The sequence below is a fragment of the Paractinoplanes aksuensis genome, assembly GCF_024137025.1.
In the GTDB taxonomy this organism is placed as follows: Bacteria; Actinomycetota; Actinomycetes; order Mycobacteriales; family Micromonosporaceae; genus Actinoplanes; species Actinoplanes aksuensis.
Map to the genome: position 1 here is coordinate 101,254 of NZ_JAMYJR010000021.1, position 16,142 is coordinate 117,395.

A 16,142-nucleotide genomic window follows, 5' to 3' on the forward strand; every position below is an offset into this window, starting at 1 on the left:
CCGGTGAGCCAAGATATTCACGTGCGCAACGTTGCGATCTCGGACGGCCACATCGCATCCTTGCCGAGGACCAAATGACTTGGCCGGCAGCGGGGATCGAGGGGGCAGAGATCCACATGCGCCATTCACCGAACGGGCGTTCCAAACCGTTCCACGGCGGCGAGGGCGGCAGCCGGTTCCAGAATCTCTTCGCCGCCCCGAGCGTCACGTCCGAGCGGCTCACGGCGGCCGGCCTGCTCACCGTCTCGTTGTCACTGTCGCTGGTCCTGGTGGTCCTGCTGACCGCATTCACGGCCAGGTAAGGCTTTCAGCCGCCCCCGGAAAGCATCGAAGCCGCCCACCGGGCGGCTCGACAACGTGCGGGGGACGGGCGCGGTCAGCGGAAGTTGCCGCCTTCGCCGCCCCGTCGGACATCGGTCAAGGTCACCATGACGAAGATCCTTCGCTCGATCCGGTTCAATTTCTTCCCACCGCTCACGGGCGACAAGGAAGGTTACCGGCTTCTCAACGAATGCCCTCGGGCGCGCGATATCACCGGTTAGGCCGAATCTACTGACCGAACGGCCGGGCCGCAGGCGAACCCACGTCCCGGCCATTCTCGGATCAATTTGTCAGGGCCGGGTCAGTTGGCAGCCGGATTTGTTGAGGTCGATCACGCGGGCTGCGGTCAGGCAGGTGGTGAACCAGTACGTCTGTTCGCCGTAGCTCTGGCCCTGGTAGGCCCGCGTCGTGCCGTCCGCGGCTACCTCGCACGGGTTGTTCAGGGTGCACATCTCGCCGTCGTCGTTGCCGGTGTTGTTGATGCCTACTACCTGGTTGGTGGTGGCGTCGACGATCGGGGAGCCGGACGTGCCGTGGATGGTGTCGCAGTTGACGTCGTAGCGGATGGCGTCGCGCCATGTCCATTCGCCCTCGCGCAGGGTGGGGACGAAGTTGTCGATCTTGCAGTTCCAGATGCGCTTCCAGTAGCTGGACGGGATGCTGATGCTTGCCCCGGCCGCGGGGCGGCTGCCGGCGATGGTCAGCGCGGTCACCCCGTACCGGCTCGAGAGGGTCGCGTAGGTGCTGGTGAGCCGGTACAGCGCGACATCGGTGCCGGTCATCGTGGCGTACAGCACCCGGTCGGCCCGGACCGTGCCGAGTGACCCGCCGCCGCTGTTGAGCAGCGTGCCCGACCGCGACGAGGTGCGGTTCTGCAGCACCTGACCGGCACTGAGGAAACCGCCCTCGTAGCAGTGCCCGTTGGTCAGCATCATGGCCCGGTCGCTGCTGACCGAGGACGGATACCGCACGAGCGAGGCCGAGCAGTTGCTCAGCGCGATAGTGGACGCCAATGAGGTGGCGGCGACCGCCTGGGCGGGGGCCGGTCCGGCCACGACGCCGGTGATGGCGGCGGCAGTGGCGGCGGCGAGGGCGAGAGCACGTCGTAAGCGCATGGCCCGCACCCTCGCACCACCCATTTAAACCTGTCAATCTATTGCGCTCGGGTCATATCGCGCCGCTCAGTCCGTTGTGCACACCCGGCGGGCGGGCCACTATGAGCGCCATGGGGACGGCCAGGAAGTTCAACAAGATCCTGCATTCGGAACTCGACGTGCACGCCGCGTGGGTGCCGGTGACCAATACGTTCGGGCTCGGTGACTACGGCGTCTTCAGCGACGGCGTCTTCGTCAAGATGGGCAACATCGCGGAGTTCGGGGTCACGTTCGCCACCGCCGCGGGCGCGCCGGCCCGGTTGCGGTTCCGGTCCGACGGCGTACGCGTGACGAAGTTCGTCGCCGGGGCCGAGGTGCCCAATATCCCGCAGGTCGACCTGGAGGCTTCGATCCGCATCGAGTTCTCCACGTCGGATTCGTTCTATGTCGATGCCCCCGTGCTGACCGTCGCGTCGATCGAGGATGTGGCCCGGGTCGGCGCCGCCCTGCGCAAGGCCGAGGGGTGGCGCCGCAAGTACAAGGTGGTGTTCTCGACGTACACGGGTCAGGGGTGCACGGTCATCTCGTCGCGCAAGGCCAACTCGACGTTCGAGCTCAGCGCCACCGCCGACGTGCTGCGCCTGCTCGAACTGGGCCAGGCCAACGGCGGCATCACGCTGTCCGGCGAGTCGGCGGCCGGCCTCGAGGTGATCGGCGCGACCGGGGTCGTCGGGTTGCGGCTGTTCAAGCTGCGGCTGTTCACCGGGGGCACCGACATCCTGCGCACCGACGAGCCGGACGACGAGATCGAGTACGAGACCGCGGGCGACCCGGAGGACGACCTCTGACATGCGGTCCGAGCTGATCGAGTTCTTCCGCTTCGACAATCAGGACTCGGGCCTGCTGCGGATGGGCGACCGGTATCTGCGCGCCCGGGGCAACGAGCCGGTCACCGCGGTGCCGGTCCCGATCAAGCACAGCGACTTCCTGCGCCGGCTCGACCATCTGCGCTACGAGGTCGAGAACGACCCCGAGCGCCGCAACGAGGCCCTGCGAGACCTGGCCGAGGTGGTGACCCAGGTGCTCGGGGTCTGCACCGCGTCCGACGAGCCGGTGCAGATCGACCTGGTGACCAACGCCGCCGAGCTCAGCGCGCTGCCGTTCGAGCTGGCCCAGGACGGTGACGGCCGCCCGGTGTTCGCGGTGTCCGACCCGCCGCTGGTGCTGACCCGCCGGGTGCGCACGGGCACGCACGGCGCCCGCCACGTCTGGTGGTCCACGCCGCGGGTGCTGTTCGCCGCGGCCTCCCTGCCCGGGGTGGGCCCGCCGGTGCCGGTCGACGAGCACCGGGCCGCGCTGCGCGAGGCGCTCAAGCCGTGGAGCGAGCCGCTGCCGATCGAGGGCATGCAGGACGCCGTCCGGGACAACCGCCGGGTGCTGACCACCATCGAGCGGGCCAGCCTGAGCCGGATCCGGGCGGCCGCGCTGACCGCCGCGGCCGAGGGCCGGCCGTACACCCATCTGCACGTGCTGGCCCACGGCTGCAACGTCGGCGACAAGTTCGAGCCCGAGTTCGGGGTCGCCCTGTTCGCCGAGGACGACAAGTCCGCGGCCGAGGTCACGCCGGACCAGTTGCGGGCCGTGATCCAGTCGATCGAGCCGGGCCCGGTCGTGGTGACGCTGGCCGTGTGCGACGGCGGCAACGAGTCCAACAGCGTGACCGGGGGCGGGAGCCTGGCCCACGAGTTGCACGAGTCCGGCGTACCGGTGGTGCTGGCCTCGCAGTTCCCGCTGACCTTCGCCGGCTCGACGACGTTCGCCCGGCAGTTCTACGGCGAGCTGCTGGCCGGCCGGGACGTGCGGGCCGCGCTGCACGGGACCCGCCGCCGCCTGCACACCGAGGGCGCGGACACCATGCACGACTGGGCCAGCCTGGTCGCGTACGTGCAATTGCCCGAGGACTATCAGGACAGGCTGTACGAGGTGGCCATGCAGGCCGAGATGGCCTCGCTGCGCACCGCCCAGCTCTGGTCGGACAGGCTGGTCAACGAGGGCATCACCGACGCGGCCGCCTTCGAGACGGTGGCCGAGCAGCTGCGGTCGCGGATAGCCTCGCTGACCCGGTACGTGGAGGGTCCGATCGCCGAACCGGCCGAGGCGGCCCGGCTCGAGAACCTCGGCCTGCTCGGGAGCGCCCAGAAGCGGTACGCCGAACTCTGTTTCCACCGGGCCGACCCCGAGGAGGCGCGGAAGGCGTTGCGCGCGGCCCGTCGCTGGTATCGGCAGGGTTTCACCCGCAACCTGTCGTTCCACTGGCACGGCGTGCAGGCGCTGTCGATCGAGGCGGCGCTCACCGGCCGCATCGAACGGCCGGGCCAGTGGTACGCCGCGGTCGAGGCGGCCGAGGTCGATGACGACGACGTCTACGCGCCCGGCTCGCTGGCCGAGCTCTACCTGCTGGCCCCGCTGGCCGGCCTGCCCCCGGCCCTGGACCAGGCCGAGCGGCACCTGGTCGAGCTGGCCGGCCTGGCCGGTCCGGTCCCGGTCGACTCCACCCGCCGCCAGCTCACCCGGTACGTCCGCTGGTGGACCAGTGGCCACGGCTACTTCCCCGGGTACGCCGGGGGCGACCTGGCCGCCGAGGCCTCCCGGCTGCTGGAGACGCTCCGGGGCCGGCCGAGCTCGTGATGCGGAAATAGCTCACTTTCCGGTCAAGACGGAAGTATCGTCGAAGAACCGGTCTGGCGGGCGAGACGGGCGGTGAGACGACGATGACCACCGGGCACCGCGACCTCCACCACGAGCTGGAGGAACAGATACACGAGCTCGACGCGTTCGCGTATTCGATCTCGCACGACCTGCGCGCCCCGCTGCGCAGCCTCGACGGGTTCAGTCAGATCCTGCTCGAGGAGCACGCGGCCGGCCTCGACGACGAGGGCCGCCGCTACCTCGAGCGCATCCGGGCCAACGTCGAGCGGATGACCGAGATGATGGACGCCCTGCTGGAGCTGTCGAGCGCCGCGCGCTCGCAGTTGCACCGGGAGCGGACGGACCTCAGCGCCCTCGCCCGCGACGTGGCGGCCGAGCTGACCGCGACCGATCCGGGCCGCTCGGTACGATTCGCCATCGCCGACGGGCTGTCCGCGCCGGGCGACCCGCACCTGATCCGGATGGTGCTGCAGAACCTGCTCGGCAACGCGTTCAAGTTCACCGGCAGACGGGCCGACGCGCTCATCGAGTTCGACACCGAGCGGCAGGACGGCGTCGACGTCTACACCGTGCGCGACAACGGCGCCGGCTTCGAGCCCGGGCACGCCGACCGCATGTTCGACCCGTTCCAGCGCCTGCACCTGGCCAGCGAGTTCGAGGGCACCGGGGTCGGGCTGGCCATCGTGCGGCGCGTCGTGACCCGGCACGGCGGTCAGATCACCGCCGCGGGCGCGCCGGACGAGGGCGCGGTGGTGCGCTTCACTCTGGCCCCCGGCCCGGCCGGTTGGGAGTTGCGGTGACCGTGGATCAGATCGGCGTGCTGGTCGTCGATGACAACGACGACGACGCCGTGCTGATCGGCCATTCGCTGACGCGGGCCGGTCTGCCGGTGCGGGTGACCCGGGCCGAGACCGCCGACGAGGTGACGGCCGCGCTCACCGGCCGCCGGGTCGACGTGGTCATCTGTGACTACAACCTTCCCGGCGTACGGGCCGAGGAGGTGCTCGTCCAGGTCCGGGAGCACGACGCGGACCTGCCTTTCGTGCTCGTCTCGGGTCAGGTCGGCGAGGAGACGGCGGCCGACCTGATGCGCGCCGGCGCCCGCGACTTCGTGCTCAAGGACCGCCTGACCCGGCTCGCCCCGGCCGTGCAACGGGAACTGCACGAGGCCGCCGAGCGCCGCCGCCACCGCCGCCTCGAGGAGCAGCTGCGCCAGTCCGAGCGGCTCGACTCGCTGGGCCAGCTGGCCGGCGGCATCGCCCACGACTTCAACAACATCCTCGCGGTGATCTCCGGCTACGCCACGATGCTGACCGAGGAGCTGGGCCCCGGCCACGCGCTGCACGCGGACGCGCTGGCCATCGAGCAGGCGGCCGCCCGGGGCAGCGGCCTGACCCGTCAGCTGCTCATCTTCAGCGGTCTCGAACCCTCCCGGCCCGAGCTGCTCGACCTGAACGTCGTGGCCACCGACATGCAGCGCGTCCTGTCCCGCACGCTGGGCGAGGACGTCGAGCTGAGCACCATGCTGTCGCTCAACCTGCCCCGGATCACGATCGACCGCAGCAAGCTGGAGCAGGTCATCATGAACGCGGCCATGAACGCACGGGCGGCCCTGCCGTCCGGCGGCCGGGTCACGATCACGACCGAGGTGGTGCGCGAGAACGGCCACGTCTGCCTGGCCGTCACCGACACCGGGCACGGCATGCCGCCCGAGGTGGCGGCGCGGGCCTTCGAGCCGTTCTTCACGACCAAGGGCCGGGGCCGGGGCACCGGGCTGGGCCTGGCCACGGCGTACGGCGTGATCGTCGACGCCGGCGGCACGATCAGCCTCGACTCCCATCCCGGGCAGGGCACCACGCTGCGGATCTGCCTGCCCCCGGCCGAGGTCGCGGCGCCCGTGTCGACACTGGTCCGGCGCCCCGCCGCGGCGAGCGGGAGCATCCTGGTGGTCGAGGACGAGGACGGCGTACGCGACATCGTGGCCCGCATCCTGCGCCGGGCCGGTTACGAGGTGCACGCGGCGGCCGACCCCGCGGAGGCGCTCCGGCTGGTCCACGACGGTCTGCGGATGGACGCCCTGCTGACCGACATCATCATGCCCGGCATGTCGGGCACCCAGCTGGCGGCCGAGCTGCGGAAGATCCGCCCCGCGCTGCCCGTCCTGTTCATGTCCGGCTACACCAGCGGTCCCGCGCCCGGTGGCCAGGAGCTGCCGGCCGACGCGCCGTTGCTGCACAAGCCGTTCCAGAGCGAGAACCTGCTCAACGCCGTGCACGCCGTGCTGCCCTGACGCCGGTCAGGTCGCGGCCCGGTGCCGCCCCCGCCCAGCCGGGTACCAGCGGCCGCTGGTGTCGCGGAACAGCGGCACCGACGTGCGCTCCGGCGGCGGGTTGTAGGTCATCAGCAGCATGAGGGCCGTGCCCAGGGTCAGCACCGCGGCCCCGGCCAGGGCCAGCCGGGCCGCGGCGGGGCCGGTCACCGGGACCCGGCCGGGCGCGCCGGCCTCGTCGTCGGCCGGGATGACCACTGTGGACGACGCACGGGTCTGTGCGGGCCGGGACCGCGACTCGACATCGCCGCTGACCCGGCCGTCGTACGTGCGCTGACCTTCGGCGATGTCCTCGGCGGTCAGGTGGTACGGCTCGGACACACAGGTCGCCTGCGCGCCCGGGGTCAGCCGGGTCGGCGTGCAGGTGACCCGGGCCGGTATCCCGGACACCCGCAGGTTGACCAGGGTGGCGTTGCCGGTGTTGGTGACCCGGAACTTCGACACGACGTCGTCGCGGATGCTCAGGACGCCGTTGCCGTCCCGGTCGGTCCAGGTGGCCGTCTGGACCGCGGCCACCCGCGGGCGCAGGGCCACCGGCGGCACGGAGACCGAGGCCGGGCCGAACGACAGGCGCTGCCCGGCGGCCGTCGCCGTGGCCGTGGCGCTGAAGGTCAAGGGCTTGGCTTTGTCGACGTCGGCCTGGGTCACGGCGCGGGCGGCGGCCGGGCAGGTCGTGCCGGCGCCGGGCACCAGGGCCGTGACCGGGCAGGTGGCCGACGGGACGGTCAGCGCCGTGAGGGTCACGTTGCCGGTGTTGGTCAGCCGGTAGGACGGGGTGATGGTGTCCCCCGCCCCGACTCCGGAACGGTGGCCGGGCGGGGAAACCGTTGCGGCGGCGACGATCCGCAGATCAGGTGTCGTCGCCGCGAGCGGCACCGCGACGGTGAACGGCCCGAAGCCGCTGCCGCTGCCGGTGACCGACACGGACTCGACCAGCGGCCCGCCCCTATCCACATCGGACTGGCTGACGGTGACTTCGGCTCCACCGGCGCACGTCATCGCGGCCCGCACGGCCAGGGTGGTCTGCGGGCAACGGGCCGTCCCGGAGCGGGGCGCCGTCACCACGACGCCGGTGACCGTGCGGGTGCCGTTGTTCACCACCTCGAACGTGTACGCCACGGTGTCGCCGGCGCGGGCCGCGAACTGCCGGGAGGCCGGGCTGACCTTCGCGATGCCCCGCGCGGACACGGACAGGGTCGCGGCCCGCACGGCGACCGCCGCCGTGGCCGGGCCGAAGGTGACCTCGGCCCCGCCGGGCAGGCGACCGGACACAGACGCCTCGGTGGTGATCGCCTCACCCGCGTCGACGTCCTCCTGGCGCACCTCGTAGCTGCTCGGGGAGGTGCAGGTGGCCGCGGCGCCGGGGGCCAGGGTGCTCGCGGCGCAGTCGGCCGCGCCGAGAGTGTCGTCGTCGACGGTGATGTCGCGCATGGTGACCCGGCCGGTGTTGCGGACCCGGTAGGACCAGCCGATCCGGTCACCCGCCTCGACCGCGGCGGCGTGCGCGGCCGGCGCCACCACCGGCGTCACCGTCAGCACCAGCGACCCGCCGGCGGGGCCAGCGCCAGGCTCGCGGTCGCCGTGTCGTAGGCCCGGGCCGTGGCCTCCCCCGGCGCGCGCCCCAGCACCCGGGCCGTCGAGTCGATCGTGCCGCCGGTGTCCACGTCGGCCTGGCTGACCGCGTACACGGCGGCGCCCGCGCACGTCATGGTGGTCGCGGGCGCGACGGTCGCGGCCGGGCAGGTCGCCCCGCCGAGCCGCGAATCGGTCACCGTCACCTGGCTCATGGTCACGTTGCCGGTGTTGCGCACCGCGTAGGCGTACGTGACCCGGTCGCCCAGCGTGAGCGCGCCCGACGGCCCGGACGGGGTGATCGTCACGGTCAGGGCGGTGACGGCCGCCGCCACCGGCACCCGCGCGGAGTGCTCGGCCTTGGCCAGGGGGCTGCCGGGCGCGACGCCCTGCCCCTCGACCAGCACGTCGTTGATGATCAGCACGCCCGCGTCGAGGTCGTCCTGGGTCACCTCGTAGTCGCCGGCCGAGGTGCAGACCACCGTCGCGCCGACCGCCAGCGTGGTCGCCGGGCAGGTGACGGTCGTGATCATCTCGTCGGTCACGGCCAGGTGGCCGACCGTGACGTTGCCACGGTTGGTGATCTCGTACCGGTACGCGATGCGGTCGCCGACCACGACCGGCCCGGCCGGCGCCGCGGTGACCCGCAGGCTCAGGGCGGGGGCGGGCGCGGCCACCTTGACGTCGGCGCCGAACGGCCCGTACGACCGGGGTGTCGGCGACCCGGCCGGGCGCGCGGTGACGGTGGCCGCGTCGGACACCACCCCGCCGGCGTCGAGGTCGGCCTGCCGGACGACGTAACCCGACGCCGACGTGCAGGTCATCGAGTCGCCGATGGCCAGCACGGTCGCCGGGCAGGAGACGCCGGCGCCCCGGGTGTCGGTCAGCGTGAGGAACTCCATGGCCACGTTGCCGTTGTTGACGACCGTGTACCGGTAGTCGATGGTGTCGCCGACCGCGGCCGCGTTCTGCCGGCCCGGGGCGCTGACGACGGGGGCCACCAGGACGACCAGCGACGGCCAGGCCAGGGCGAGCGGCACCGCGGTGGTCTCCTCGGCGTACTGCGTGGGGCCGGTCGTGGCCGCGTTCTCGGCGGTGGCGGTCACGACGTCGGCGATCGGCTGTCCGGCGGTCACGTCGGCGGAGGTCACCACGTACGAACCGGCCGGGCAGATGGTGGCCGCCCCCGGAGCCAGGCTGGTCGCGCCGCACGCGCCGGGACCGCCGCGGGTGCCGGTGACGGCGAGGCCGGTCATGGGCAGGTTGCCGGTGTTGGTGACGCGGTAGGCGTACGTGATGGTGTCGCCCGCCCCGGCGCCCGAGGCCGGACCGGGGGCGACCGTGGTGGTGACCTCGAGGTCGAGCGCGGGCGCGGCCGGGGCGGCGGTGACCGTGGCCGTGTCGCTGTCATTGGCCGGTTCCGGGTCGATGCTGGCCGACGACAGGATCCGGGTGGTGTTGGTCAGGGCGCCGGGCCCGTCGGCCTCGCCGGTCAGGTCGAGCCGCTCGGTGGCGCCGGCCGCGAGCGTCCCGAGACGCCACGTCGTCGCCCCGGGGTCGTACGAGCCCGAGGTGGCCGTGCCCGCGGTCAGGATCAGCCCGGCCGAAGGCTCCTCGTGCAGCACGACGGTGTCGGCGTCGGACGGGCCGAGGTTCTCGACGGTCACCCGGAACGCGACCGGGTCGGTCTGCACGACCGTGGGCGTCGAGGTCGTCTTGGTGACCTTCAGGTCGGCCCGGTGCTCGACCGTCGCGGTGGTGGTCACGCTGTTGTCGGCGGTGGCCGGGTCCGGCGCCGACGAGGACACCGAGGCCGTACGGGCGAAGCTCGCGCCCGCGTGGTCCGGCGGCAACAACGCGTCGCCGAAGGTGACGGTCCAGGTCGCCGAACGGGCCAGCGAGGCCAGCGTGCACAGGTAGAGGCCACCGTCCGGGGTCGTGCCGCCGGGGCTGCCCGCGCCCTGGAACGCGCACGACCCGCCGGCCGAGGCGGTGGCGACCGGGATCCGCCGGCCGGCCGGGACGGGCTGGCGCAGCGCGACACCGTCGGCCCGGGTCGGCCCGGCGTTGGTGACGGTCACGGTGCCGCGTACGGGCCGGCCGGCGACCAGGACGGCGCCGCCACCGGCATTGGTCAGAGTCTGGGCGACGGCCAGATCGGCGTTGAGCACGATCGTGAAGGTGACCGTGTCGGTGTCGTTGGCGGGCTGGTTGTCGGTGGTCGGCGAGATCACCGTCGTGCCGGCCTGCTGCACCCCGGCCGCCGCGTCGGCCCCGACCACCGCGTCGCCCTGGATCTTGATCACCGCCCCGGCCGGCAGGGACGGCAGCGTGCAGGCGGTCGGCGTGCAGTACGGATTGCTCGGCCGCACGATGGTGAAGCCGGGCGGCACCACCGTGTTGAACGAGACGTTGGTCGCCGCCGACGGGCCGTTGTTGGTCACGGTCAGCGTGAACGGCACGGTGTCCCCCGGCGCGGCCGTGTTCGCGGCCAGGCTCAGGGCCACCCCCACGTCGGCCACCGAGGTGCCGGCCGACTGCACCGAGTAGTTGTTGTTGCCGATCACCGGGTCCGGGGTGGCCGCGCTGACCGAGACCGCATTGTTGATCGCGCCCGTGCCCGCCGGGTCGAGCTTACGTCACTTTTGCGGGTATTACTGAGCCGGATGCTCACTTGGTGGCCGATTGCCACCACCCTTGCCCGCTTCACCGAGCCCTGGCCGGCCGAGGCTCCCCAACCCCGGCCGGCTGACTCGGGGCTACTGGCCGATGTTGGTCTGCGGTCCGGCGTACGTCTTGAGCAAGCTCGGCACATTGGCCGCCGGGTCCACGGCGTACGAGTAGAAACTGCTCGGTGTGAAGGCGGAGCCGTTCGTCTGCTGCTTGCCCGAACTGTTGACGACGATGCTGCCGCTCTGCTTGAGCTGGGCGGCTGAGGTGTCGTTGTAGTACGGGTTCTTCACGTTGTCGAAGTAGCTGTTCTCGAGCACCAGCTTCGTGCTGCCGCGCGAGAGGTTGCCGTACGACGTGATGTTCTGCAGGTAGTTGTTGTAGAGGTGGGCGTAGGCGACGTTGTCGACGCTCGGGTTGCGCTGGTTCGTGTCGTGGATCCAGTTGTGGTGGATCGTCATGCGCGCCGTCACGTTCTCGGTCCAGCCGATGCCGAACGACTTGTTGTTGTTGGCCAGCACGTTCCACGACACGGTCAGGTACGACGTGTCCTTGCGGCTGTCGATCGAGCCGTCGTTCATCCGCGTGATCGTGTTGTGATCGATCCAGATGTGGTCGGCCGTGTCCATCTGGATGCCGTCGTAGTCGTACACCTTGTCGTCCGGGTCGTCGTCGGCCATCGCGGTGTCCCGGATGGTCAGGTTCCGGATGATGACGTTGCGCACGCCTTCGCCCAGGAAGAACCCGCCGCCGACGATGTGACCGCTGGTGCCGACGCCCACGATCGTCTTGTTCGACTTGACCTTGAGCTCGGTGCCCTTGGGGGTCACGGTGACGGCGCCGTTGACCCGGATGACGTACGGCTCGGTGGCCGTGACGTACTTCGTCAGGTCGGCCAGATTGCTCACGGTGACCGTCGTGCCCGCGGCACCACCCGTCGTGCCGCCCCCGGTGGCGGCAAAACCGTCCGGTGTGGATGGCCAGGTGCGTCCGCCGGGCGTGCTGCTGACCGCATTGAACGCCCACTGCTTGTTGCTGTTCGCGCTGCACGTCTCCTGGATGATCGCGGCGCCGGACGCGGTGGACGCGTCCTTGTCGCTGATGCACAGGCCGTTGCCGACATTGATGATCTGGAAGGTGCCCGACCCACTGGCCGCGAACCGCCACTGCTGGTTGGCCTGCCCGCTCGCACAACCCCACTGCTGCAGCTGGACGCCGCTCGCGGCCGAGCTGCCCGGGACGTCGACGCACCGGCCGCTGCTGACGTTCTGCAGCAGGAAGTTCGAGCCGGCCGCGACCACCTTGAACTGCTGCCAGGCCGCGCCGTCGGTACAGCCCCACTGCTGCAGCAATGCGCCGTTGGCACTGCTCGCGCCAGGAACATCGATGCATTTGCCGCTCTTGGTCACGGCCAGGTAGTAGGTGCCGCCGGCGACCGGGGTGGTCGCCGCAGCCGACGGCAGCACGGAGACGCCGATGAGAGCGGCGACGGTGGCGGCGGTCAGGGCCGCGATGCTGATCTTTTTCATGGGGCTCCTTCAGCCGACCGGGTTCCAGCCGTCACTGCCGGCCAGGTATCTCTGCGGGGTGTAGGTGGCGGCCTGCGCGTCGCTGAGCTGCGGCCGGTTGCTGTTGGCGCCGGCGCCCGAGCCGGTGTTCTTGTACTCGAGGAAGCGGGCGTTCTTCCACGAGTTGCCGGACATGTCGGTCCAGGGCTGCGCGGTCTTGATCGTGGCGCTCAGGTTCGACTCGCGGTACAGCACCTGGGCGTTCGGGCGCCAGGGCCGGCCGAGCTGCGTGACGTTGTTGGCCGCGCCGGTGATCGTGCACTTGTAGAAGAGCAGCCCGTACGTCTTGGCGGCGTCGGTGCTGGCGGCAGTGATCGGGCCGCCGCTGCTGCGCTTCTCGTGGATCGTGCTGTTGTGGAAGACGGTGGTCGCCCCGCCGAAGATGAAGTCGACCGTGCCCTCGACGTACGAGTTCTTGACGTACGACCGGTTGTTGTTGACCAGGAATGTGTCCTGGTTGCCGAGGAAGCGCACGTTGTCGAACACGGACCGGTCGGCGTTCAGGTTGACGGCGACGGCCTGACTGCCCTCGCCGTAGTCGTTCGAGAACGTCAGGTTGGTGGCCGCGAAGTCGTGCCCGTCGAGGAACGCGGTCGCGCTGCCCGAGGTGCCGTAGCCGCCCGCGCTGCTGCGGTTGTTGACGATCACGGTCTGGCTCGCCGCCGCGCCGAGGCCCTGCAAGGTCACGTACGGCTTGTTGGAAGGCACCGTGACGATCTCGCGATAGGTCCCCGGCTTGATCGTGATGACCCGCCGCGTGGTGTTGCCGGCCGGCACCGCGTCGACGGCGGCCTGCACGGTCGAGTACTGGCCGGTGCCGTCCTTGGCCACGGTGGCCGGTCCGGTGGCGCCGACCGGCGTGAAGGCCCACTGCTTGTTCGAGTTGGCGGTGCAGGTCTCCTGGATGATCGCGGCGCCGGACGAGGTGGACGCGTCCTTGTCGCTGACGCAGAGGCCGCTGCCGACGTTGATGATCTGGAACGTGTCCGTTCCGCTGGCGGCCAGCCGCCACTGCTGGTTCGTCTGCCCGCTCGCGCAGCCCCATTGCTGCAGTTGCACACCGCTGGCCGTCGAGGTACCGGGCACATCGACGCACCGGCCGCTGCTGACGTTCTGCAGCAGGAAGTTCGAGCCGGACGCGACCAGCTTGAACTGCTGCCAGGTGGCGTTGCCCGTGCAGCCCCATTGCTGCAGCAGGGCGCCGTTGGCGCTGCTCGCGCCGGGCACGTCGATACACATGCCGCTCTTGGTCACTTTGAGCTGATAGATACCTCCGGCGGTGGGCAGGGTGGCCGCGCTCGACGGTGCCACGGTGAGGAAGACCGCAGCCAGGGGGACGGCGAGCACGCTGAGTCCTCGCAGGGACGGACGGCGCACGAGAATGTCCTCTCGCATTGTGGGAGCGCTCCCGTTCGGTCACGCTGTGCTTCCGCCACCGCGGGGAATCGGCGGCACCCTGGTAGATGCCGGGTTGACGACGCGACAACAGGAATCTTCGAAATTTCTTCTCTTCACAGCTCGCGGCGTACATGTCAGCATCGGGCCGCCCGCTTCGGGGGCATTTGGAATGGATCATCTTGGATATGACGCAGAGTCAGATCGCTCCAGATCTCGTCCGTCTTGTGCGCACCGCGCAGAGCGGTGACGCGGCGGCCCGGGACGCGTTGATCGCCCAGCACCTGCCGCTGATCTACAACATCATCGGGCGCGCGCTCGACGGGCACCCCGACGTCGACGACGTGGTGCAGGAGACGATGCTGCGGGCCGTCCGCGGGCTCGACGGGCTGCGCGAACCCGTCCGCTTCCGGTCCTGGCTGGTCACCATCGCCTACCGGCAGATCCAGCTCCACCTGCGGGCCCGCCGCACCAACCGGGACCGCACGGTGCCGGCCCCGCTCGACGTGCCCGACCCCGACGGTGACTTCGCCGAGCGGGCCACGGCCGAGATCGTCGTGGCCGACCAGCGGCGCGAACTGATCGAGGCCACCCACTGGCTCGACGACCAGGACCGCCGGCTGCTCGGGTTGTGGTGGCAGGAGGCGGCGGGCGAGCTCACGCGTACGGAACTGGCCGCCGCGCTCGAAGTGCCGCCGAAACACGCGGCGGTGCGGGTGCAGCGGATGAAGGCGCAACTCGACGCGGCCCGCGGGGTCGTCCGCGCGCTGCGCTCGCGGCCCCGCTGCCCCGAGCTGATGGCGCAGGTCAGACGGTGGAACGGAGTGGCCGATCCGCTCTGGCGCAAGCGGCTCGGGCGGCACGTGCGCGAGTGTCAGCAGTGCACCCTGGGCCGGCACGGGCTGGTCGCGCCCGAGGAACTGCTGCTGGGCATCGCGGCACTCCCGGTTCCGGCGGCTCTCGCGGCCCTCGCGACCGGAGCGGCCACCAAGCTGGCGCCGGCCCTGTCGCACAAACTGCTGGCGGTGGCGGCGGTCGCCTCGGTCGCGGTGGGTGGCGGCATTGTGTATGCGGTGAACTACTCGCCCGCGCCGGCGCGCCCGCCCGTGGCTGTGGCGCCGCCCGCGGTCGTGCGGCCGTCGGCGCCCGGTGCGGTGGCCCAGAGCCGGGCCGCGGTCCCGGCCTCGGCGTCGCCGACAGCGCGGCCCGTGGTGGTGGGCACGGGGGTGCAGCGGGCCGACATCTACGTGGCGCCGGGCGGGTCGGACCAGGGTGACGGGTCGCTCGGGAAGCCGTACGCCACTCTCGACAAGGCGGCCGAGGTGGTGCGGCCGGGGCAGACGATCGCGCTGCGGGGCGGTGTCTACGACGTCTCGTCCGAGATATCCATTTCGGTCAACGGCACGTCGGCGCGACGCATCACGGTAAGCAATTACCGCGACGAGCGGCCGATCCTCGACGCGGCCGGGCTGCCGGACACGGACTGGGCGATCGAGCAGTCCACGGCGTACTGGACGGTGCAGGGGCTGGAGATCAGGAACGCGCCGTCGCACGCGCTGGTCTGCTCGGGGTGCCGCAACAACGTCTTTCAGCGCCTGACCCTCCGCAGCAACACCCGGGCCGGGATGATGCTGCGCGACCCCGGCACGACCGGCAACCAAGTGCTGAACAGCGACTTCAGCGGGTCCGAGGGGATCGGGCTGGGGGTCCAATTCGGATCGGGGACGGGGAACGTGGTTCGCGGGAACCGGTTCTTCGGCAACAGGCTGGCCGGGCTGGACCTCAAGTTCGACAGCGCCGTGCTGGTCGAGGGGAACTGGTCGTACGACAACGGCGGAAGCGGGTTCGTGCTGACCGGTGAGCCCGCGTCGCACCAGCTGCGCGACAACGCGGCCTGGGACAACGGCAGCCACGGCTTCACCGACGACGCGGGGCCGACCGAGGGGTTGGCGCTCACCGACAACACGGCGTTCCGGAACCGGGGGTCGGGCTTCGCGCTGCCCGGGGGTGCGGCGACGCTGCGCTCGAACGTCGCCGTCGGCAACACGGGCGAGCCGGCCGGCCTGGCCCCGGACTCGCCCCAGGCCGGCAACAGCTGGCAGCAGTCCGGCTGGACGGCTGATCGTTTCCGGTCGACGACACCGCCGCCGGGCCCGCGAGGGCCGGACGGCCGCCTGCCCCGCACCGACTTCTTGGTCACCGACAGCGGGCCGGGCGCCACCATGACCGCGGACTAGCCGGCCGGAAACGACGAAAGCCCGGTCGATGACCGGGCTTTCTTTACTGCAATGGGGTGATCGACGGGACTTGAACCCGCGACCCCCTGGACCACAACCAAGGTCATTGGCCATCGAGGAGCAGTGGTCGCCTCGGTTTGTGCAGTTCAGAGGCAGTCGGTGCCCGCCACTTGCCGGACTCTCACGGAGCCCTAGGTAAGCTCACCGTTCCCAGCCCGCTCCCAGCCCGCTCCCAGCCCGCTCCCCT

11 protein-coding genes are annotated in these 16,142 nt (G+C 71.2%); 6 read left to right on the top strand and 5 right to left on the bottom strand.

Annotated elements, in window-relative coordinates:
* Positions 1-116: 116 nt before the first annotated feature.
* Positions 117-302, top strand: coding sequence for a hypothetical protein (locus tag M1L60_RS19610; protein ID WP_253238895.1), 186 nt, complete (start codon positions 117-119; stop codon positions 300-302).
* 309 nt (positions 303-611) lie between these two features.
* Here the strand turns inward: M1L60_RS19610 and M1L60_RS19615 are convergent, their stop codons facing one another.
* A complete protein-coding gene (locus M1L60_RS19615; protein WP_253238896.1) occupies positions 612-1,436 on the bottom strand; it encodes a S1 family peptidase in 825 nt (274 codons plus the stop codon).
* 110 nt (positions 1,437-1,546) lie between these two features.
* On the opposite strand from M1L60_RS19615, the gene M1L60_RS19620 reads away from it, so the two are divergent.
* The 4 genes from M1L60_RS19620 (at position 1,547) to M1L60_RS19635 (ending at position 6,414) form a co-directional block, all read left to right on the top strand.
* The gene (locus M1L60_RS19620; RefSeq protein WP_253238897.1) at positions 1,547-2,263 is read left to right on the top strand and encodes a hypothetical protein; all 717 of its coding nucleotides are present in this window, start codon (positions 1,547-1,549) and stop codon (positions 2,261-2,263) included.
* Between the two features lies 1 nt (position 2,264).
* Positions 2,265-4,103, top strand: coding sequence for a CHAT domain-containing protein (locus M1L60_RS19625; protein ID WP_253238898.1), 1,839 nt, complete (start codon positions 2,265-2,267; stop codon positions 4,101-4,103).
* 83 nt (positions 4,104-4,186) lie between these two features.
* Positions 4,187-4,924 (top strand): sensor histidine kinase, encoded by a 738-nt coding sequence (locus tag M1L60_RS19630; RefSeq protein ID WP_253238899.1) that lies wholly within the window; start codon positions 4,187-4,189, stop codon positions 4,922-4,924.
* Entirely contained in the window at positions 4,921-6,414 is a 1,494-nt protein-coding gene (locus tag M1L60_RS19635) for a hybrid sensor histidine kinase/response regulator (protein ID WP_253238900.1), read from the top strand. The genes M1L60_RS19630 and M1L60_RS19635 overlap by 4 nt, the downstream gene beginning before the upstream one ends.
* 6 nt (positions 6,415-6,420) lie before the next feature.
* On the opposite strand, the gene M1L60_RS19640 is transcribed toward M1L60_RS19635, so the two are convergent.
* The 4 genes from M1L60_RS19640 to M1L60_RS19655 form a co-directional block, all read right to left on the bottom strand.
* Positions 6,421-7,992 carry a CLIPPER-2 domain-containing protein gene (locus M1L60_RS19640; protein ID WP_253238901.1) on the bottom strand — a complete coding sequence of 524 codons (1,572 nt, stop codon included), beginning with the start codon at positions 7,990-7,992 and terminating at the stop codon, positions 6,421-6,423.
* Positions 7,986-10,592: a CLIPPER-2 domain-containing protein gene (locus tag M1L60_RS47880; protein ID WP_253238902.1), complete on the bottom strand. Its 2,607-nt coding sequence runs from the start codon at positions 10,590-10,592 to the stop codon at positions 7,986-7,988. Before M1L60_RS47880 ends, M1L60_RS19640 begins: the two co-directional genes overlap by 7 nt.
* 192 nt (positions 10,593-10,784) lie before the next feature.
* Complete coding sequence (locus M1L60_RS19650) at positions 10,785-12,224, bottom strand: RICIN domain-containing protein (RefSeq protein WP_253238903.1); 1,440 nt, start codon at positions 12,222-12,224, stop codon at positions 10,785-10,787.
* A gap of 9 nt (positions 12,225-12,233) precedes the next feature.
* Positions 12,234-13,640 carry a pectinesterase family protein gene (locus tag M1L60_RS19655; protein WP_253238904.1) on the bottom strand — a complete coding sequence of 469 codons (1,407 nt, stop codon included), beginning with the start codon at positions 13,638-13,640 and terminating at the stop codon, positions 12,234-12,236.
* Between the two features lie 206 nt (positions 13,641-13,846).
* Here M1L60_RS19655 and M1L60_RS19660 point away from each other — a divergent pair, with 206 nt between their 5' ends.
* Positions 13,847-15,895: a sigma-70 family RNA polymerase sigma factor gene (locus tag M1L60_RS19660; RefSeq protein WP_253238905.1), complete on the top strand. Its 2,049-nt coding sequence runs from the start codon at positions 13,847-13,849 to the stop codon at positions 15,893-15,895.
* The last annotated feature ends 247 nt before the right edge of the window (positions 15,896-16,142 follow it).